17 protein-coding genes are annotated in these 19,323 nt (G+C 59.6%); 10 read left to right on the top strand and 7 right to left on the bottom strand.

Annotated features, from left to right (window positions below; translation table 11 throughout):
• The first annotated feature begins 15 nt into the window (after positions 1 to 15).
• Complete coding sequence (locus MB02_RS07650) at positions 16 to 1,458, top strand: MFS transporter (protein ID WP_082826042.1); 1,443 nt, start codon at positions 16 to 18, stop codon at positions 1,456 to 1,458.
• Positions 1,459 to 2,250: a 4,5-DOPA-extradiol-dioxygenase gene (gene ygiD / locus MB02_RS07645; RefSeq protein ID WP_067534918.1), complete on the top strand. Its 792-nt coding sequence runs from the start codon at positions 1,459 to 1,461 to the stop codon at positions 2,248 to 2,250.
• Between the two features lie 5 nt (positions 2,251 to 2,255).
• Here ygiD (MB02_RS07645) and MB02_RS07640 read toward each other — a convergent pair whose 3' ends face one another.
• The 3 genes from MB02_RS07640 to ygiD (MB02_RS07630) all read right to left on the bottom strand — a co-directional run bounded on the left by MB02_RS07640 (position 2,256) and on the right by ygiD (MB02_RS07630) (position 5,345).
• Positions 2,256 to 3,356: a DUF3089 domain-containing protein gene (locus MB02_RS07640; protein ID WP_067534916.1), complete on the bottom strand. Its 1,101-nt coding sequence runs from the start codon at positions 3,354 to 3,356 to the stop codon at positions 2,256 to 2,258.
• A gap of 64 nt (positions 3,357 to 3,420) precedes the next feature.
• Positions 3,421 to 4,512: an acetamidase/formamidase family protein gene (locus MB02_RS07635; RefSeq protein WP_067534911.1), complete on the bottom strand. Its 1,092-nt coding sequence runs from the start codon at positions 4,510 to 4,512 to the stop codon at positions 3,421 to 3,423.
• Positions 4,513 to 4,556: 44 nt separating this feature from the next.
• Complete coding sequence (gene ygiD, locus MB02_RS07630; protein ID WP_067534909.1) at positions 4,557 to 5,345, bottom strand: 4,5-DOPA-extradiol-dioxygenase; 789 nt, start codon at positions 5,343 to 5,345, stop codon at positions 4,557 to 4,559.
• A 374-nt stretch (positions 5,346 to 5,719) separates the two neighbouring features.
• On the opposite strand from ygiD (MB02_RS07630), the gene MB02_RS07625 reads away from it, so the two are divergent.
• Entirely contained in the window at positions 5,720 to 6,685 is a 966-nt protein-coding gene (locus MB02_RS07625) for a PDR/VanB family oxidoreductase (protein ID WP_067534907.1), read from the top strand.
• A 1-nt stretch (position 6,686) separates the two neighbouring features.
• Here MB02_RS07625 and MB02_RS07620 read toward each other — a convergent pair whose 3' ends face one another.
• The 3 genes from MB02_RS07620 to MB02_RS07610 form a co-directional block, all read right to left on the bottom strand.
• Entirely contained in the window at positions 6,687 to 7,610 is a 924-nt protein-coding gene (locus tag MB02_RS07620; protein WP_067534904.1) for a ribokinase, read from the bottom strand.
• The gene (locus tag MB02_RS07615) at positions 7,607 to 9,961 is read right to left on the bottom strand and encodes an acetamidase/formamidase family protein (RefSeq protein WP_067534899.1); all 2,355 of its coding nucleotides are present in this window, start codon (positions 9,959 to 9,961) and stop codon (positions 7,607 to 7,609) included. The genes MB02_RS07620 and MB02_RS07615 overlap by 4 nt, the downstream gene beginning before the upstream one ends.
• 83 nt (positions 9,962 to 10,044) lie before the next feature.
• Positions 10,045 to 11,055 (bottom strand): bile acid:sodium symporter family protein, encoded by a 1,011-nt coding sequence (locus tag MB02_RS07610; RefSeq protein WP_067534896.1) that lies wholly within the window; start codon positions 11,053 to 11,055, stop codon positions 10,045 to 10,047.
• Positions 11,056 to 11,183: 128 nt separating this feature from the next.
• Between MB02_RS07610 and MB02_RS07605 the strand changes: the two genes are divergently transcribed.
• The 7 genes from MB02_RS07605 to MB02_RS07575 are packed head-to-tail and all read left to right on the top strand — an operon-like array spanning position 11,184 to position 18,136.
• Complete coding sequence (locus MB02_RS07605; RefSeq protein WP_170304669.1) at positions 11,184 to 12,278, top strand: quinone oxidoreductase family protein; 1,095 nt, start codon at positions 11,184 to 11,186, stop codon at positions 12,276 to 12,278.
• Positions 12,275 to 13,036: a dioxygenase family protein gene (locus MB02_RS07600; protein ID WP_067534892.1), complete on the top strand. Its 762-nt coding sequence runs from the start codon at positions 12,275 to 12,277 to the stop codon at positions 13,034 to 13,036. Before MB02_RS07605 ends, MB02_RS07600 begins: the two co-directional genes overlap by 4 nt.
• Positions 13,033 to 13,926 carry an isocitrate lyase/PEP mutase family protein gene (locus MB02_RS07595; protein ID WP_082826040.1) on the top strand — a complete coding sequence of 298 codons (894 nt, stop codon included), beginning with the start codon at positions 13,033 to 13,035 and terminating at the stop codon, positions 13,924 to 13,926. Before MB02_RS07600 ends, MB02_RS07595 begins: the two co-directional genes overlap by 4 nt.
• Entirely contained in the window at positions 13,923 to 15,530 is a 1,608-nt protein-coding gene (locus tag MB02_RS07590; protein ID WP_067534888.1) for a class I adenylate-forming enzyme family protein, read from the top strand. Before MB02_RS07595 ends, MB02_RS07590 begins: the two co-directional genes overlap by 4 nt.
• The gene (locus MB02_RS07585) at positions 15,530 to 16,705 is read left to right on the top strand and encodes a thiolase family protein (protein WP_067534884.1); all 1,176 of its coding nucleotides are present in this window, start codon (positions 15,530 to 15,532) and stop codon (positions 16,703 to 16,705) included. Before MB02_RS07590 ends, MB02_RS07585 begins: the two co-directional genes overlap by 1 nt.
• Positions 16,706 to 16,710: 5 nt before the next feature.
• Positions 16,711 to 17,124 (top strand): Zn-ribbon domain-containing OB-fold protein, encoded by a 414-nt coding sequence (locus tag MB02_RS07580; protein ID WP_067534881.1) that lies wholly within the window; start codon positions 16,711 to 16,713, stop codon positions 17,122 to 17,124.
• Positions 17,125 to 17,140: 16 nt separating this feature from the next.
• Entirely contained in the window at positions 17,141 to 18,136 is a 996-nt protein-coding gene (locus MB02_RS07575) for a quinone oxidoreductase family protein (protein ID WP_206598577.1), read from the top strand.
• Between the two features lie 91 nt (positions 18,137 to 18,227).
• On the opposite strand, the gene MB02_RS07570 is transcribed toward MB02_RS07575, so the two are convergent.
• The gene (locus MB02_RS07570; RefSeq protein ID WP_067535104.1) at positions 18,228 to 19,313 is read right to left on the bottom strand and encodes a TauD/TfdA family dioxygenase; all 1,086 of its coding nucleotides are present in this window, start codon (positions 19,311 to 19,313) and stop codon (positions 18,228 to 18,230) included.
• Between the last annotated feature and the right edge of the window lie 10 nt (positions 19,314 to 19,323).

Below are 19,323 nucleotides of genomic sequence, written 5' to 3'. Positions count from 1 at the left end.
CTGTCATTCCCGATCATGTACGCCAGCGATACGGCCCCTGGCCGTGTGGCGGCACCCGATCCGGGGCGTATGCGCCTTATCGCCCTGCTCGCGGCCGCCACTTTGTTCATGGAAAGCCTTGACGGAACGATCGTAGCGATCGCTCTGCCCGAAATGGCTCGGTATTTCCGTGCCGACGTCGTGGACATGAACTTGGGCATAACGGCCTATCTGGTCGCACTGGCCGTCGTTCTGCCCATATCGACCTGGGCATCGGACCGGTGGGGGCCGCGTAAGGTTTTCGCCGCCGCCATTGCCGGATTTACTCTCACTTCGCTGGCCTGCGCGGCCAGCCAGTCAATGGAAGCTTTCGTGGTGGCCCGCACCATCCAGGGGGCATCTGCGGCGATGATGACGCCGGTTGGCCGTGTCGTTGTCCTGCGTCACACCGAACGCAGCGGAATGATGAACGCGGTTGCGCTTCTGACGTGGCCGGCACTGATCGCACCGGCCATTGCTCCGCCTCTGGGCGGCCTCATTGTCAAATACCTGAACTGGCAGTGGATATTCCTCGTGAACGTGCCTCTCGGCCTCATCGGCGTTGTTGCCGCGCTTCGGCTGCTCCCCGACAGCATTGCGGCAGATGATGGCGAGCGGCGATCACAGCACGACTGGACCGGTCTCATACTGTGGGCCATTGCCGCAACACTGCTGATTGGCGGAATCGAGAGCGCAGCACGCCTTTCGCCATCTGTTCTCGCATTCGTTCTTGCTTGTGGTTTTGGAGCCGCCTTCACCGCATGGCGGCATTTTCGCCATCACTCGCATCCGGTGCTCGATATCAATCTCGTTGGAAGGCACAGAAGCTTCGGCGCGGTAATTTTTGAAGGCTCTGCCTTCCGGGCTGCGATCATGGCCAACCCTTTTCTTCTACCTCTTTATTTTCAGGTCGGGTTGCACAAGACAATTGGCGAAACGGGGCTGCTCATCATGATCGGCATGATCGGCAACATCGGGATGAAGACCGTAACTTCGCCAGTACTGCGAGCATTCGGTTTCCGCCGCGTGCTGTTGTGCAACGGGTTGCTGCTCGGCGGTTCCTTCGCAGCACTTATTCTGACCGACGCGCAGACACCGTTTGCAGTGATCGCCGGCATTTTGATCGTTAGCGGCTTGTGCCGCTCCATGCAGTTTACCACGCTCAATACGCTCGCGTTCGCCGAAATCGTGCCGTCCGACGTCCCCCATGCCAACACCCTGCTCACCACCGCTCTTCAGACCAACGGCGCAATGGGTGTGGCCATCGGCGCCCTCGCCCTGCAAATCGGATCGCGCTTCTTCGGAGACGGAAGCGAAGCGACCTTCCACCTGGGCTTTGCCGTTATCGCAACTATCGCCATACTGGCCGCGCTATCCTGCCTGCGGCTGGATCATTCGATCGGCTCTGCCCTTATCAGCCACGAACGTCATGGAGTTTGAATGTCGGATCGAGCCGCCCACCGCGCCATAGCCCTTTTCGCCGGACACGGATCGCCGCGCGATTCACTGACGGAAACCGATTACAGCCGCACCTGGCGTGCGATTGCGGATGCCACGCCACGCCCCAAGGCAATCCTTGCGATTTCGGCCCACTGGGAATGCAAAGGCGTTCTGGTTACCCGGTCCGAGCGGCCCCGTACGATCCACGACTTCTACCGCTTCCCGCAGGAATTCTACGATATCGAATATCCCGCTCCGGGCGATCCCGAGCTGGCTTACGCCATCGAAGCCCGTCTGGAAGCGTTCCGGGCGCGGGCCGATCTCGACAGTTGGGGGCTCGACCATGGTAGTTGGACCGTTTTACGCTGGATGTACCCCGAAGCCGATATTCCGGTACTGCAACTGAGCATGGACGTGCGGCGAAGCCCGGCCGAACACTATGCCATCGGGCGGGCTCTCGCCAGCCTGCGTGACGAAGGCGTGATGATCCTGGGAAGTGGCAATGTCGTACACAATCTGCGGGTCGAGCGACCGCGCGGTAACGAAGCGTTTCCCTGGGCCCAGCGTTTCGACGATCTCGTTGCCGAGCTGGTCCAGAAGGGCAACGACGAGGCTCTCGTGGCATGCGACGATCTGCCGGAGGCAGACATCGCCATGCCGGAAAAGGAGCACTATCTTCCACTCCTGTATGTACTAGGCGCCCGCGATGCGACAGAGCGTCCGGCGATCTTCAACCGGCAGGTTCTCGCATCGGTTTCGATGACTTGTTACGGGTTCGGTCTGCCGGAATGACCTGCTCAGTGATGCGTCTTTTCCCACGCATCCCGCTGCGAACGGGCCAGTTCCAGCAGATTGCCCATGGCCAGATGCATATCGATGGGATGGAGACCCCAGTCGGGCATGACACGCCCTGAACGATCAAGCGCATCCCCACGAATGATATCCGTTCGCGGATCTGCGGGATCTGCCTTCACCGTGATTGCCAGATAAGCCGTATCCGCCGTCTCGACACAGCGAGCCACGAGCAGGCCCGGCAGGGACACGAAAGGCGTCTTGACGGCAAGTTCGCGTGCCCACTCCACGGGCTGGGCTGGCCACGCAACGGTAGTCTTTTCGGTCAGGTAGGCATGAAGCTCGCCTTCTCCGCCCGCCAGCGAGGCAGGGTTGGTACAGGCAGGTCGCACACCGGGCTCCGCGTCATGCAATCTGCCGAACATCGCGGTGGGACCGGGCGGACTTTCAGCGCGAAAGGATTCATAGTTCACCACGCACCCGGTTTCGCCTGCCGCATGGCAAAACGGCAGGCCAGCATAGCCGCCGTCGGCCTCAACAGGCAGTGTGAAACCGATGACATAGGCTGCAATCAGCCGGCTTCGGGCTTCATCGGCAGCAAACTCGTCACGCAGCAACCGTGCGAGATGACGCGCGCCCTGCGAATGCGCGATCAGAATAACGCCCCGACCGTGGTTTCTGCTGGCAAAGTACTCTCGCCAGGCCGCCCGCACGTCCCCATAAGCCAGCGCCAAAGCTTCCCGCGTTGACCCGCCGGTCTGGTGGGCATTGAGTGTGACCTGGCGATACATCGGTGCGTACAGTCTGCAGACGGAGGCGAAGCGTGCGAATTGCTGCGCCGCGCTCATCTCTTCTGCGGGGCCTGCGATCATATCACTGTTCGCGGTCTTCTCCAGCGACACGGTCGGGTAGATGTAAAAGCAATCTATCGGTGCTGCGGCATCGGCGGAAAATGTTTCCATCGTCGCAGTGCCGTCGGCCGCAACCACGGTTGTGCTTTGGTCGCTCGTACAGGCGTCGGCTCTTCCCGGCAGGCACAGCCAATTGTCGGGAAGAGCATAGTCGATCGTCGGCGGCGAGCCTAAAGACTCTGCCGCCGCGTGCATTCCCCCACCCGTTAACGCCCCTACGGCTGACACAAGGGCGAGGCACAGCCTGGCCAGGCTCCATTTAATCTCCAAAGGTGATCGTTCCGCTATGCGGGAATATATGGCGCGGAATGCGAACGTGGATGCCCTGCGTTCCATCGACCACCTGTGTCACGCCGAAATCGGCCGCGACGCTCATCAAGGAATAGGCATCGTTTGCAGACAGGCCCTGGTGCTCGGTAAGCAGGTGAAGCATGTCTATCGCCGCGTTCTTCTGCGCCTGATTGAGATCCTCATGAAATCCATGAACGATCCAGCAGTCGGGCGTCTCCAACAACGGTGACGGAAACGCGAAATCCTTGCGCAGGACGATTTGGAACAGCACATTCAACGAAGCTTCGATAGCCGTACCGCTGATCTCACCGTCCCCCTGGCTCACATGCGGATCCCCGATTGAGAACAGGCCGCCATCGACCTGTACGGGATAATAGAGCGTTGCCCCGGCACCGATACGCCAGTTGTCGATATTGCCGCCGTGCAAACCCGGCGGAATCGTGCTGACCCGCCCGGAAACATCCGGCGCCACGCCTGCGGTCCCGAGATGGGGACGAACCGGCACACGGACTCCATCAAGTGCGGTCTGCCGTTCGCATTCAGGGCAATTGGTCACAGTCCCCGGAACAAGATATTTACCCTTGAAGTCATAGGCATATGTTGCACGGGCAGTGTTGTAGCGGGGATCGAGCTCATAAATCGTAACCCGCTCCTTCTCGTCGAACTCCTTGTACAGGTTTCCCCAGTTCGCCGCGAGATTGGAGCCATAGCGGAAGCGTGGCTCCATCGTCAGGTAACGGACTTCGAGAATGTCCCCCGGTTTGGCATCTTCGACATAGATCGGCCCGGTCATGATATGCACGCCGGGGTTCCGGTCCGCTTCGGGTGTTTCGTTGAAAATACGCCACACCTTGTCGTCCATCATCAACGACGGATCATCGCCCGCGTGATGCGTGACCGCCTCAGCCTGGATGAGGTCGCCTGACTTGACTTTGAGCGCTGGCCCACGCGCCGGATCAAAATACCCCCAGTGGATCGTTTCCGGCAGCGCTTCCAGATAATGGAGCGCACCGGGAATCACGGTCTCACGCACTGAGCCGGGCTTGCAAGTCAAGGACATCGATAACTACCCCTTATATTGGCAAATATGGAGATCTGGCTGTCTCACGCGGCGAGATCGCCGCGCAGGGTGACGGTGGTCATATCTATCGAACCATATTCGATGAAATCGGGCTCGAAGGTCACGTGATCGTCAGGATGGCGCGCGCCCAGCACATAAAGCAGCGGCCAGAAGTGATCGGCAGTCGGCACCGCAAGCCGGGCCATGTCCCCTAGCTTGGCGAATTCAATGACTGTCTGTGCGTCATTCTCCGCGATCGCCCGCTTGATCGCGGTGCTGAACTGCATTGCCAGCGGATTGGGCGGAGCACCGTCGACACGCTGCAACACGCGGAGATTGTGAACTATATTGCCCGTTCCCATGATGAGCACGTTTTCGTCGCGGAGCGGACGGAGAAGCTGGCCCAGCGCATAGTGTTCGGTCGGGCTCTTGGTCACATCCAGACTAAGCTGGACGACGGGAATATCCGCTTCTGGCCATGCCTTCATCAAGACCGTCCAGCAGCCGTGATCGAAACCCCAGTCGCCGGAAGGGACCACTGTGGTCGGCCCCAGCAATTGCTGCACCCGCGCAACCAGCTCCGGATCGCCGGGTGCAGGATATTCGAATTCGTGCATCTCCCTCGGGAAGCCACCAAAATCATGAATGGTCGGCGGATGATCCTGCGCTGTTACGCTCACGCCATGCGTAAGCCAGTGGGCTGAAATGCACAGGATCGCTCGTGGACGCTCCATGCTATCAGCGAGTGCCTTCCAGCTTCTTGTCGTTTCGTTCTGCTTCAGCGCGATGATCGGGCTACCATGCCCGAAAAAGATCGTCGGCAGCCGGCTCATGCAGGCATCTCTGCGGAAACCCGCAGGATTGCGGAACACTGTGCGGGAAGCGGGCGCTGGACTGTCAAGGTGAGTTCCGAGTTCAAGTTCTTCGCTGCTGTTTCTTCAGATGCCGCGCTTCAAGCGAAGCAACGACTTGTCCGATGTTATAATCGCAGCTTGGCGAAGACGTCTCGCACTAGCAGCACAGGTTGTTGACGCCAGTTACCCCATTATTTGGAGTCAATCGCCAGGAGCCCTCCGAGACACCCCTGCGATTGATTTCATGGCTTTTCTGAAGCTCGCGTCACGCTAAGCATCAAGACGACCGGACGGAACCAAGCCGCCCTCGTCATTACTTGTCCAAGAACCGAAGCGGAGGATTTACGACGCGAATGCAGGATCATCAGGAAATAGCAGTTCGGGTCGCTGCGCTTGTCGAAGACAGCGAAGGCGTGCGGATCTTCGATTTACGGCCGCTCGACAATGGGGAGCTTCCGCCCTTTACCGCAGGAGCGCATATCGATGTGCATGCCGGTCCGGATCTGGTGCGACAATACTCACTGCTGAACGCACCTGATGAACGCCACCGCTACGTTATTGCAATCGCCCTTGAACTGGAAAGCCGGGGTGGTTCGCGCCATTTTCATACGAACGTGAAAGCAGGAGATGTCCTGACGATCAGCGCTCCACGATGCCACTTTGCACTCGATGAAAGTGCCGCACATACGGTGCTCTTCGCGGGAGGCATCGGCATTACTCCGATCTGGTCCATGGCTCAGCGGCTACGCCACCTGGGTCGTAGTTTCGAGTTGCATTATACTGCCCAAAGGCGCGGTCGCGCACCGCTGCTCGACCATCTGGAAAATGCCTCGATCGACGCTGTTGAAACGATTGCTACCTATTTCAGCCGCGACCCGGGTGGCAAACGCCCCGACGTAGAGTCCATCGTACGCACCGCACCGCCAGGCAGTCATTTCTATTGCTGCGGACCGGGCGGGCTGCTTGATGCATTCCGTGCCGCCTGCGGACATCTGCCGCCAGAACGCGTTCATTTCGAGCAGTTCACGGCAGTCGCGCCCGTAGCGGACGATGGTGGCTTCACCGTGGAACTCGCGCGTAGCAAGCGTACTATCGAAGTGTTACCGGGGCAGACGATCCTCGATGCGATCAAGGAAGCAGGACTGCGCACCACTTCCTCTTGCAGAGAGGGCATCTGCGGGTCGTGCGAAACAGTGGTCCTCGCCGGAACACCCGATCACCGCGATGCCGTTCTGACCGATGCCGAGAAAGCCGAAGGCAATGTCATGATGATATGCTGTTCCGGTTCGTGCACGCCCAAGATCGTATTAGACCTCTAGGTCAGGCGGCGCCTTCACTGGCGAGCAGGGCCTCCACTTCCGCGGCATTCGGCATGCTTGATGCTCCACCGCGCCGTGCCACGGAAATTCCTGCGGCAGCGGTGGCATAACCCATTGCCCGTTCGATTGAATCCCCACTCGCGATCCTGAAGGCCAGGGCCCCGCAAAAACAATCTCCTGCCCCGATAGTATCGACCACTTCCTGGCGGATCGCCGGAACTGTTTTGGCTCCTGCAGCGGTCACCAGGACCGCTCCGTCACCGCCCAGAGTCACAATGATCGACTGCGCCTCATCGCGGAGCAACCATCGCGCCGCCGTAACAATGTCCTCCTTCATCATCGGAGCACAATCCAGGTTGGCAAATCGCTGCAATTCAATCTCGTTCATCACAAGAATATCGGCGAGCGGCAGAAGATCGCGGCCCGCATCCAACGCCGGAGCGGTATTGAGAATCCGAACTCCCCCACGCGCCTGCGGCGTCGAAAAGAACGTCCGCACCGCCGGCAATGCAGCTTCGAACTGCGTGAGGAAAACTTGCGCTCCGCCGAGATCAGCCTGCTCGACATCCTCCGCCCCGAACGCGAGATTGGCACCGGCATGGACCACAATCATGTTTTCGCCGGCATTCGACAAAGTAATGAAAGCCCGGCCGGTATCGGAATCCGGCATGCGACGAACCTGCCCCGTCGAAACTCCAGCCAACGCCATCGCCTTGATCAGGCCATCTCCTTCGGGATCGCACCCGACCGCGCCAAGCATCTGCACCTCACCGCCCAGCCGTGCGATGGCGATTGCCTGATTCAATCCCTTCCCGCCCGGAGACTGGTCGATAGCCAGGCCGCTTACGGTCTCACCGGGTGCCGGAAGTTCCTCGACTGAGCAGATGATGTCGAGATTGATGCCGCCCAGCACGATAAGGCTCATGCCCGGCTGTCTTCCTCAAAAAGCGACTTGCGCACGATTGCATGAACGCCCCAGTTGCCGTCGGCGACTTGAGTCACACCGAAGTCGACCGCCACGGAAATAAGCGAGATCGCTTCATCTTCGCTCAGATCGCGCATCGCCATCAGGAACCGTCTGACCTTGCGGAAAGCATCCCGCATCGCGAGGTCGACAGAGCTTTTCTTGTAGATCTCGCTCTGCGCATCCTGCCCCAGTTCATCCAGATAGTTGGGATGGCTGAAGCCGGATATCACCCATTCGTCATCCGTTTCGATCAACGGGTAATTGAGGTCCATTAGCGCCGGGTTGGTCAGTTCCCGCCGCTTGTGCAGAATGAGCTGGAATTCCCCTGTCATCGAACATTCAATCGCAGTGCCGCAGGCTTCAGCGTCACCTTGCGAGGCATGGGGATCGCCAACGGACAGAAGCCCGCCAGCAACGGCGACCGGAAGATAGACCACCGATCCGGCACCTACCCGCCAGTTGTCGAGATTGCCGCCAAAGTGAGATGGCGGAACGGAATCCACAAGGCCGCTATTATCGGGCGCCAGTCCCATCACTCCGAAGTGCGGGCGAACCGGAATCGTGATATCCTTCAGCACACCGAAATTCTTCGTGATCGTTGAATGATCGACAGGAACACCGGGGTAATCGATACGTGGATGCAGCACTCCGTACGGATCGGTCTGTGGGGTCCAACGGTAATTATAGACCGCCTTTGCGTAGCGTCCCCCGCTGTTACAATCCACCTCGTAGATCGTGATGACCTCGCGCTCCTTCGGCTCGGTCAGAAGGTCATGATAGTGAAATCCCCAGAAGGCTGCCGCATTACTGCCAAACGCCTTGCCGGAAAATTCGCGGTTGCCGCTGATCCGCGGCGTAGTCGACAGGATGCGGACCTCCAGCACGTCGCCAGGCTTCGCCCCGGCCACGGCAACAGGGCCAGTACAGATATGAACCCCGAAGCCCTCGCCTGCCCCTCGACCGAACGTGGAGGCATCCATCGGCCCGGCACCGCGTCGGTCCACGTTTTTCTCTTCAGACGTCCAGTGGAAGACATCCTCGGCCCCCGGATCGTCTTTGATCATGCGCTCGTAATCGTCATATGCATGATGCGTCAGGCACTCGATCGTCACGATATCGCCTGAGCGAATTTCCAGAACCGGTGGGATGAATCGACTGAAATAGCCCCAATGCACAGTCTTGGCCGTCGCAGGCAGATAGTGTTCACGCTGGTCGGGCGAAGAACCGATCAGGGCCCGCTCATGCGCGGGGCCGTGAATAATATCCGAAAGGTCCGCCCGTTCCGGTCCCTTGTCATCCAGCGGCAGCCATCTTTGGGGGCGCCCCCGCAGAGATGGCCGGCCTTCCTGAGAGGCGCTGTTATGGAAATGCGGGTTCTTACGATATTCGCGCGGGGCGACTCCGAATTCATCGCGAAAGGCGCGGCTGAAATAGGCCGGATCGGTGAAACCCCAACGATAGCAGATTTCGGAAATCGAAAGCTGCCGCGTGAGGTAGGAACCGAGATCGTCCCGGCATCGTTCCAGCCGTCGGGTGCGGACATAAGTGCTGAAGGTCTTCTGGAATGTCTCGAACAGCTTCTGCAGGTTGCGCACGGACATGCCGCTTTCCTGTGCGATGTCGGCAAGGCTCAGCTCCGACTCGGACAGGCGGCGTTCGATGATCTGAGACACTCGCTGGAGCAGGCTGGCCCGACGGCCCGTAACACCGCCCAGCTTGTCGCTTCCCCCTTCGCTCATGACGCACATTGCCAGGAATTCTGTGATCGAACTTTCGATCGACCGGATCTGATCCAGCGTGAGCCGCCCAATTCGCTGCACCATCGATTCCAGCATGTCGCTGAATATCTCGGTGAACTCGCTATCTCCGACGATCAATTCCAGCTTGCCTGCAAGGGGGAAGAGCAGACGGGGCATAACCAGCGACCGCGGCATACGTACGATAAGCAAGCGAAAATCGGACTGGAAATCGAAACCTGCACCCGCAAGCACCGGGCCGAAAACGAGATTGCGGCGCAGTACTTCTGAATACTCCCCATTCGGCTGGATCAGATTGCCATGCCCGTCCATGACGAGGCAGAGCATCACCGTAGATGGGTCAGCTTCTCCGATAACGATTTTCTGGGCGCTGGACGAAAGATAAATGTATTCGCTTTCATGCGGTGTCGAGAGTGCTGAAATAACCCCGATGAAGCGTTGGGACGATGTCGCCGGGCCGCCTTTCAGACCCAGACTGGACAATGCCTGCCGCCAGGCATCCTCGCGATCACCTTCCAGATAAGCAGTAGTTGCAAAGTCCCAGTTCTGCATTGGCTTTCCTAGTGGCCCTGCTTCCCCAACTGACGACTTCGCTTCAAATACACCCATGCACTGTTCTCCAACAGACCATCATGTTACCGCAACGGGCCTGAACCGGCCACGGCAGAGTTTAGAGCAACCGTCTCACCATGGGACCGGTAGCGTTGTGCAACCACTGCGCAGACCATGAGTTGAAGCTGGTGAAACAACATGAGCGGCAAGATGATGGGACCGGCCAGGGCTGCGGGAAACAGTGCACTGGCCATTGGCACGCCTGAGACGAGGCTCTTCTTCGAACCGCAGAACAGAACCACGATCTGATCTTCAACCGAAAGCTTGAACCACCGCGCAGCAGACCATGTGGATAGCATGACAGCGCCGAGCAGAACCGCATTGGCCAGCAACAGGATGACAAGGTCCGCAATGTCCAACCTGTTCCATATACCGGCGACAACCGCCGCACTGAAGGCATTGTAGACGACAATCAGAATCGAACCCCGATCCACCTTCGATACCAACGTCTTGTAACGATTGAGAAATCCGGACAACAACGGCCGGCAAAGATGTCCCGCAATGAACGGCAGCAAAAGCTGAAAAGCAATCGCCTGCAAGGAATCCGTAGTAACGCCCGCCGAACCATCAATCAAAACCCCGGTCAACAAGGGCGTCACCACGATCCCGGCAATGTTGGACAGCGACGCACTGCAAACGGCAGCGGCGACATTACCTCCAGCAATCGCCGTAAACGCAACAGACGATTGAACGGTGGAAGGCAGCAGCGTCAGGAACAACAATCCCGTCAGTAATGCGGGATCGATCGGCAGATGCGCGGCATAGATCAATAACCCGAGAGCGGGGAACAATACGAAGGTCGCCGCCAGCACGAGAACATGGACCCGCCAGGATACGATGCCCGCCAGAATGGCCTGCCGGGAAAGCTTGGCCCCATGCAGAAAGAACAACAGCATGATGGCCAGATTCGCGATGGCCTTGGCCACCGGAACGGCGGCCCCATGGACCGGAAAAAAGCTTGCGGCTGTAACTACCGATACAAGGACCACCAGAAAAGGATCGACCCGGTTCAACGCTGCGAACTTACTGAACATGTCTCGCTGTTTACAGCAGGATTTCCTCCGAAGCACGGGGACTTGCAGAGGACTATTGGAGCCATCTGCTGGATTGCATGGACTCGTGCGGCAAGACGTCATTTCGCACTGGGGATGGGGCGAAATGCGTGTCTATCACGCGTCGTCGATCATCATTTCGAAAGTCCCGTTTCGTGCTTGCCGCAGTAGCTTACCAGCCTGGTCCTCCCTCCGTATTCAAGATCGAGGAAGCCTCGTTTCCAGAAATCAAACCCGATGAAATCATCCTGAAAGTGGGCGCCTGCGGCGTATCATATCGCGACGTGGTGGAACGGAACGGCACCTATCGCCGCGACGTATCCTTTCCCTCGATCATGGGTATCGAAATCGCAGGCACCGTTGCTGTCATAGGCGACCAGATCAGCCGTTTTTCCATTGGCGACAGGGTCTGCACCAAGGCTTTTTCCAGCTGCGGACAATGTCGCTATTGCCGCACAGGCCGCGAAACAACCTGTCGGCAACGTCGCGTGGTTCGGGGTGGCTATGCGGAATATGTCGCCGTCGCAGAAGATGCGGCAGTTCTGCTCCCCGACCAGATACCGTTCGAAAGTGCCTGCGTGCTTGGCCCCGGCGCCGGGGTTGCTCTCAATGCCGTGCGCGATACGGCCCACGTCGAAATTGGGGAAACCGTACTTGTCACCGGGGCGACCGGCGGGGTCGGTGTGCCAGCCGTACAGTTGGCCCGCCATGCGGGTGCTACTGTCTATGCAGTTACACGCAGTGAAGACAAACGCCAGGCCCTGCTCGATATCGGCGCGCACCATGTCATCGTGCAACGCAACGGTGAGAATTACGGCAAGAGCCTGCGTGCCGAACTGGGCGGAGAAGGTGTCGACGTCGTAATCGACACAGTGGGCAGCCGCGCCTTTCAGGCCGCTTTCGACGCCTTGGCTCCCCATGGCCGGTATTGCTTTGTCGGCGAACTGACCGGCGAGGAAATCAACATCAATCCGGCGCGCATTTTCTTCAAGCGCGCGGCTTTACTCGGCGTGGGTAGCGTCAGCCGGGTACAGCTGGAAGACACGGTCGCACTTGCGACGCAAGGCATCATCCAGCCGCAAATCGCCAAAGTGCTGCCTTTGACCCGGATCGCCGAAGCCCACCGACTGGTCGAGAGCGCGAGCGAGATGGGACGGATCGTCGTGAAGCCCGACACCGAATACGCTCAAGGAGAGACAGAATGACAGTGGCCGACCCGGCACGGCTGGAAGCGATCTGGAAACGCGTCGTTGCCGACATGAAACAGGTTGTTCGCGATTTTGCGATCACTCAGGACGAATTGCACTTGGCAGGCGATTATTTCGACCGGCTGGGCCAATCGGGCATGAGCCGCAGCCTGCTCGATGTCGGCCTGGCAATGACCAGCGTCGAGGTTACCGGCGGCTCATCCAAAGGGACCCGGCAAAATCTCGAAGGGCCATATCATCGTCCCCATCCCGACCGGCCGGACGGCAAGCTCTATGACGGCAGTCCACCCGCCGGCATGCCGCCGCTCACAGTCGATGGCATCGTGCGCGATGCACATACGGGCGCGCCATTACCCGGTGCCCGGCTGGATTTCTGGCAGGCCGATTCCAACGGTTTCTATGATCGCTCGGGAGCGCACTTGCGCGGCGTCGTCACCACCGACGACGATGGACATTACACCATCCATACCGTGCTCCCACACGACTATTCCGAACACGACGGTGATCCTATCGGAGAACTGTTCCACGCGATGGGCAAGCACAATACGCGAGCCGCCCACATCCACCTCAAGGCGGGAATCGACGACAAGGTCTTCCTCACGACCCAGTTGTTCATGCCCACCTCGACCTTCCTCGAAACAGACTACGTGGAAGGTGCTGTGTCCGACGACCTTATCGTCAAGCTGGAGCCTGACGGAAAAGGCTTCAAAGGCACATTCGACATCATGCTGGACAGGCAGGATGCCCCGGCATGACGTCACCGGGCGCACGTCTGCGCGCTGCCATGGCGACCGGTATGGTGACAGCACCGGGTGCTTGCGATCCTTTCACCGCGCGCCTCATCGCTCGTGCAGGTTTCGATGCCGTGTACCTCGGCGGCAACGCCCTGGGCCTCAGCCTCGCAAAAGGCCAGCCGATCGTCACACTGACCGAAACCGCCGCGCATACGAGTGAGATTGTGCTTGCCACCGATCTGCCCCTGATTGTCGATGCCGGCGCAGGCTTCGGATCGCCGGTTCACGTCCTGCGCACTGTCCGCGAAATCGAGCACGCAGGCGCCGCAGCGCTGCATATCGATGACCAGCCCTATCCCAAAAGCCCCGGCTACCATCGCGGCGACGGTGGTCTCGCGCAAGTGGAAGAAATGGTGAAACGCCTGCGTGCGGCAGTGCAGGCACGGCGCGATCCCGATCTCCTGCTGATCGCGCGAACCGATGCCCTGCGCGTTTCCGGACCTGATGAAGCCGTGGCCCGCGCCCGCGCCTATGCAGCTGCAGGGGCAGACGCGATCATGATCCTCGATCTCGGTCCTGAACAGGCATGCACTATGCAGGCCCAGCTTCCCGGCATTCCCCTTGTCTGGATCGGTGGGGTCGTACCGCCTGTCCCCGAGACACTGGCATTGGCCAAGGCTGGCTTCGCAATCGCCCTATACCCGTTCAACACCATCGCTGCGATTGCAGGCGCCGTTTCCACGCTTTGGGAAACGCTGCGCGATACAGGCCGGATCGACCAGCCCGACGCACTGCTCCGACATATGCGAACCGAACTCGCGGAGATTGCCGGAATGGCCGATTACTGGGATCTTGAAGATGATTTGGCCGGAAAACCTCGCCGAGGCAGCGCACGGAGCGATGGCCAATGATATTACGCCCTCAGTCCAACACGCTGTATGAAGTTGTCGCGGACAAGGCCAGGCAGGCTCCCGATGCGCCGGCCATTTTGCATCCACAGATGACCATGAGTTATGGCGAACTTCTCGCGCAGGCCAGCAGGGCAGGCCGCGCACTCGTCGCCCTTGGCATCAGGCCGGGGGACAGAGTCGCGGCCATGATCGGCAATGCCCCCGAATGGGTAATTGTCGCGCTGGCGGCATCGGCCGCAGGTGCGATATTCGTCCCGCTCAATAGCTGGTACAAGCAGACCGAATTGGCCTGGACACTGCGTCACTGCGGCGTCAACATGGTGATTGCGGTCCGGCGGTTTCTCAAAACCGATTACGGTGCGATGCTGAATGCGATCGTGCCGGAACTGGCCGCCGCCGCGCCAGGGGCGATCGTTTCCCCCACCCTCCCTGAATTGCATACCGTGGTCATGCTGGGCGAGGCTCTGCCCGGCACCATTACGTGGGATGCCTTTCTGCGAGAGGGCAATGCCGCGGGGCTGAGATTGCCACATGTCGATCCTGAAAGCGTCGCCTATGTGCTTTATACATCGGGCAGCACTGCCGACCCTAAAGGGGTAATGCTCCGTCACCGTGGCGTTATCCAGAACGGCTTCGACCTGGGACAACGTCGCGCGATCACTGCGAACGACCGCGTATTTCTCGGCACACCGCTGTTCTATGCCCTGGGAGCGACCAACGCCATGCCTGCGACTTTCACGGCAGGTGCATCGCTCGTACTGATGGATGCCTTCGAGGCGGGCCGCGCGATCGACATAATCGAACGCACGGGCGCAACCGTCTATTATGGCACGGGCAACATGAGCCGGGCGATCATCGATCATGCCGAATACCGGCAGCCCCGCATCGGAACGCTGAAAAAGGGCAATGCGGGCCTTGGCGCGGAATACAAGCGGCTGACACTGGTCGAAATGGGCATTACCGGCGCAGTGCCCGCCTACGGCCTGACTGAAACCTACGGCAATGCTACTGTCGGCGAGGTCGATGATCCGCTGGACGTCAAACTCGCCACCAATGGTCGCGCGCTCCCTGGACAGGAGGTGATCATCGTCGATCCCGAAAGTGGGCGGCCACTCCCCCAAGGGGAGACCGGGCTCGTACTGGTGAGAGGCCACACGACCGCCGGTTATCTCAACAACCCCGAAGAAACGGCCAAGGCCCTGCGACCTGACGGCTTTTTCGATACTGGGGATCTCGGATCTCTCGATGCCGACGGAAGGATGATTTTCCATTCGCGCCTCAAGGATGTGATCAAATCAGGCGGCATCAACATTTCCCCTGTTGAGGTCGAACAGCTGCTGGCCAATCATCCCGATGTGCGGGATGCGCATGTGGTGGGCGTTGCAGATGCCGTCCGCGGTGAACTGATCGTGGCCTTCGTAGATCCGGTGAACCCGATCTCGGAGGACAGCCTCAAGAACTTCGTCAAGGAGAATGCGGCCTCCTTCAAAGTGCCTCATCACATCTTCTTTCGGGGCGAGGCTCAGTTGCCGCGCCTTGCGACGGGCAAGATCGCCAAGGTCAAGCTGGCCGAGGAAGCTCGCGCCGAACTGGGCATTGCCTGATGTTGTCGGGCAAGACCGCCATTGTCGGCGTCGGAGCCAGCAGCTTCGAACGCAATCCCGACAGGTCGGTCCTGACCATGGCCAGCCATGCCTTGTCCCACGCATTGACCGACGCCGGACTGGAACGAGGAGCCATCGATGGGCTGTGCGTCCAGATCGGATCGCCTCGCGGTGCCGACTACGACACCTTGGCGGTAACGCTCGGGCTTGATGTACGTTATGCCAGCCAGACGTGGCCGCATGGGCGTTTCACAGCGACTGTGCTGACTCACGCAGCCATGGCAATTGCGAGCGGCCTTGCCACTCGCGTTGCGTGCATTCTGGCCATGAAGAACAGCGACCTGGGCCGTATCGGCGAGGCGAACAATCCCTTCTTTTTCGAACAATTCCGGGAAAACGGCGGGCCGCATGGCGAAGAAGGCCACATTGGCATGGCATCCCCCGTCGCAGGTGCTGCCATGGTGCTCGATCTCTACTGTCGCACTTACGGCAAGGATCGGGAGCTACTCAGCGCCATTCCGCTAACCTTTCGCGCGCACGCGCGCATGACGCCCGACGCAGTCGCGCGAAACCCGATGACGATGGATGACTACCTTGGCTGCCGCCCCATCATCGATCCCATCCGATTGTTCGATTGTTCGCTGGTCGGCGACGGTGCGATCTGCGTCATCGTCAGCGCCGCCGATCTTACGAATCCGACGCAACGGCCCGTGCGCATTACCGGCGCACAAGGCGTGCGTGCCAGCCGCGAAAGCTTTATTTTCGGACCCTATGGCATGGGTGTCGGCCAACAGTCCGGCAAGCGCCTCACACCAGCCGAAACACGGGGACATTCCGCCTATCGCATGGCCGGAGTGACGCCTGGATCAATCGACGTGCTGGGCGTTTACGACAGCTTCTCCCCGCTCGCACTCTATACTTTCGAAGACTTCGGATTCTGCGACGCCGGTGACGGGCTCGACTGGATACAGAACGGGCGGATCGCTCTCGGCGGCGACATGCCGACCAATCTGAACGGCGGTCAGCTTTCGCACGCCCAGCTCAACGGTTGGGGGCAGGTTCGCGAACTGGTGACGCAATTGCGCGGCGAAGCCGGAGAGCGCCAGGTCGCAAACGCACGCACCGGCCTGTGGGCCACGATCGGCGGTGATGCGCTGGTCATGGAACGGGACTGAAATCCATGCCCGAAACGGCAGAACCAATCATAAACGACCTCAACCGCCCATTCTGGGACGCGGCAGCCGAAGGTCAGCTCATGCTGCCACATTGTGCCGACACCGGCGTGGCATTCTGGCCGCCCGCACCGCTGAGTCCGTTTCTTGACGGTGGGTCCGTAGTCTGGCGACCTGTCGCCGCCGAAGGCTACGTCATGGCCCGGGCTGTCTATCGCCGGGCCTTCCAGCAAGCCTTCGCCCACCTGCTGCCCTACGGCATTGCCATGGTGCACCTTGATTGCGGTGTGCGCTTGCAGGCCCACGTACCCGCGCCAGACATGCCTGGCTCGCCGGTCACGGGAAGCCGGGTGACGATCCGTTTCGATGTCCTGCTGCCCGGCGGAAGAGCGCTGCCGGTCGCGCACGCAATCACCGACTGACACAAGGGAGACAATTGTGGCAAAAACCGTTTTAGTAAGAACCCTCGGCGGCCCCGAGGTGATGGAAATGGTCGATATCGACCCGGGCAAGCCTGGCCCCGGCGAAGTTCTTCTGCGCCAGACTGCGATCGGCGTGAATTTCGCCGACGTCCACTATCGGCGCGGCACTGCGCCGCCACATTCCCAATCCAAACTGCCGATGCCGTTCGCACCTGGTCTGGAAGCAGTCGGCTATATCGAGGCAGTCGGCGAAGGCGTGACGCAGTTCAAGATTGGTGATCGCGTGGGCTACGCCACGGCTTCCTACACATGGGGAGCATATACCGAAGCCCGCCTGTTTCCCGCGGACCGCTGTTTCCCCGTGCCGGACACCATCAGCGACGTCGATGCAGCTGCCCTGCTCTATCGCACCATCACGGTTCAGGGCATGATCCGCCAATGCCACGTGGTCAAGGAAGGCGACACCATCCTGCTGCATGCGGCAGCCGGCGGCGTCGGCTCGATCCTTTCCCAATGGGCCAGCCATCTCGGCGCAACAGTGATTGGCACTGTCAGCGCGCAAAACAAGGTCGAGCGAGCCCTTTCCAACGGTTGTGCGCATGTGATCGTCCACACGGAGGAAGACTTCGTAGCCCGTACTCGCGAGTTGACCGGCGGCAAGGGTGTCGATGTCTGTTATGACGGTGTGGGCATCGCCCTGTTCCACAAATCTTTCGATGCCATCCGTCGTTACGGCTTGATGGTTTCCTTCGGGCAAGCATCCGGCATGATGGAACCAGTCGCCCCCGTGGATCTCCAGCATGAGGGGCTTTACCTGACCAAGTTCAGCGGCGGGACCTACAACGAAGATGTTGGCGAATATCAGGAGCGCGCCCGCGATGTCATGGCAGCGATCGAAGCCGGTGTATTCAAACTCGGCAATCACCTCGTCTATCCGATGTCGGAAGTAAAACAGGCCCACATCGATCTGGAAAGCGGCGGGACAGTTGGTTCCCTCGTCCTTATTCCCTGACCAACAGCCATTTGCTGGAGACTGGAAAAGCAGAGGCCGGCGACATGATGTCACCGGCCTCTCAATGTTTATAGCCCTACTCCTGCCGCGATCAGGCCATCACACCCCAATCGTAGCGCGGGTGGGCAATTTGGGAGAGATGGAAGCGAGCCTGCTCAGGAGGAACCGCTTCCTCGATCTGATCGCCACGCCCCTTGGCAACGTGCTTTCCGAAATTGGCAACCAACGGTCTGCCTCCGCGCTCCAACCAGAGACGAAGCAAGTGCCGTTTTAACTCCGGTTGCCGGTAATCCGTGTAGGATGTGCGACTGTGCAGCGCCGTGTAGTTGAGCAACCACTGGATGTCCCCCGGCCGAAAATCCATTTCCAACGCGAGCCCGGGGGTCAAAAAAATCTCGTCCATTTCATCCAGGAGCTCGATCTGCGCTGCGGTGAGGCGCGGAACTTCAGGATAATCCTGCGCCGAACGGATCATACGCGCTCCCGCGTATATGCTGAATACGCCATCCACCAGTGACGCCATTGGCGAAACATAGAATTTCGCAGGTGCATCGTGGTCCTGTTTTTGCCAATCCCAATACCAGGGTTCAAACAGCAGGGGCACCAAATCCGGCCGGCGGCGCAACAGCTCGTTGTAGATCGTAGCTCCACTGATAAGGATCGACTTGCCGCCCGCCTTCGCCCCTCTCAGACACATGAGTGCCACCACATCGGATGTGTCGGAGTGAAAATTGAGCCTGTCCGTCGTTCGCGATCCGAGCGCCTTGGGATCGTCGGCCGACAGATCCGTAATCGCGATAATATGGTCGAAGGCATCACCCAGCGAATTCTGCTGCATCGGGCGGCCGATATGCAGCCCTAGAATAAAGAAAATCGCTGCTGACAAGGCATCCGAATACAGTTCCGATCGCAATCCGCGCACCAGCACGAAACCATGATCGTTATCCATCGAGTCTTCCCACGCACGGATTGCCTCACCGGTTATTGGCAACGGATATTCGTCAGGATGAACGAACCGCAGGTCAGGGTCGTCGTGAACGAATCTGGTGCCAACCTGCTCCAGCTCTGTGCGTTGTTCATCCGAAAGACGATAGATCCAGCGATCGCTCGTCGCGATCTCATCCCCTCGCCATGCGGCAGGCCCGACAATCGGCTTATAAGTGGTAACGGTAGTCATATCGTCTTCG

It is taken from the genome of Croceicoccus estronivorus, from assembly GCF_001625325.1.
In the GTDB taxonomy this organism is placed as follows: Bacteria; Pseudomonadota; Alphaproteobacteria; order Sphingomonadales; family Sphingomonadaceae; genus Caenibius; species Caenibius estronivorus.
The sequence above is the reverse complement of the archived record's forward strand: the minus strand, read 5'-3'. Positions and strand labels throughout refer to the sequence as shown.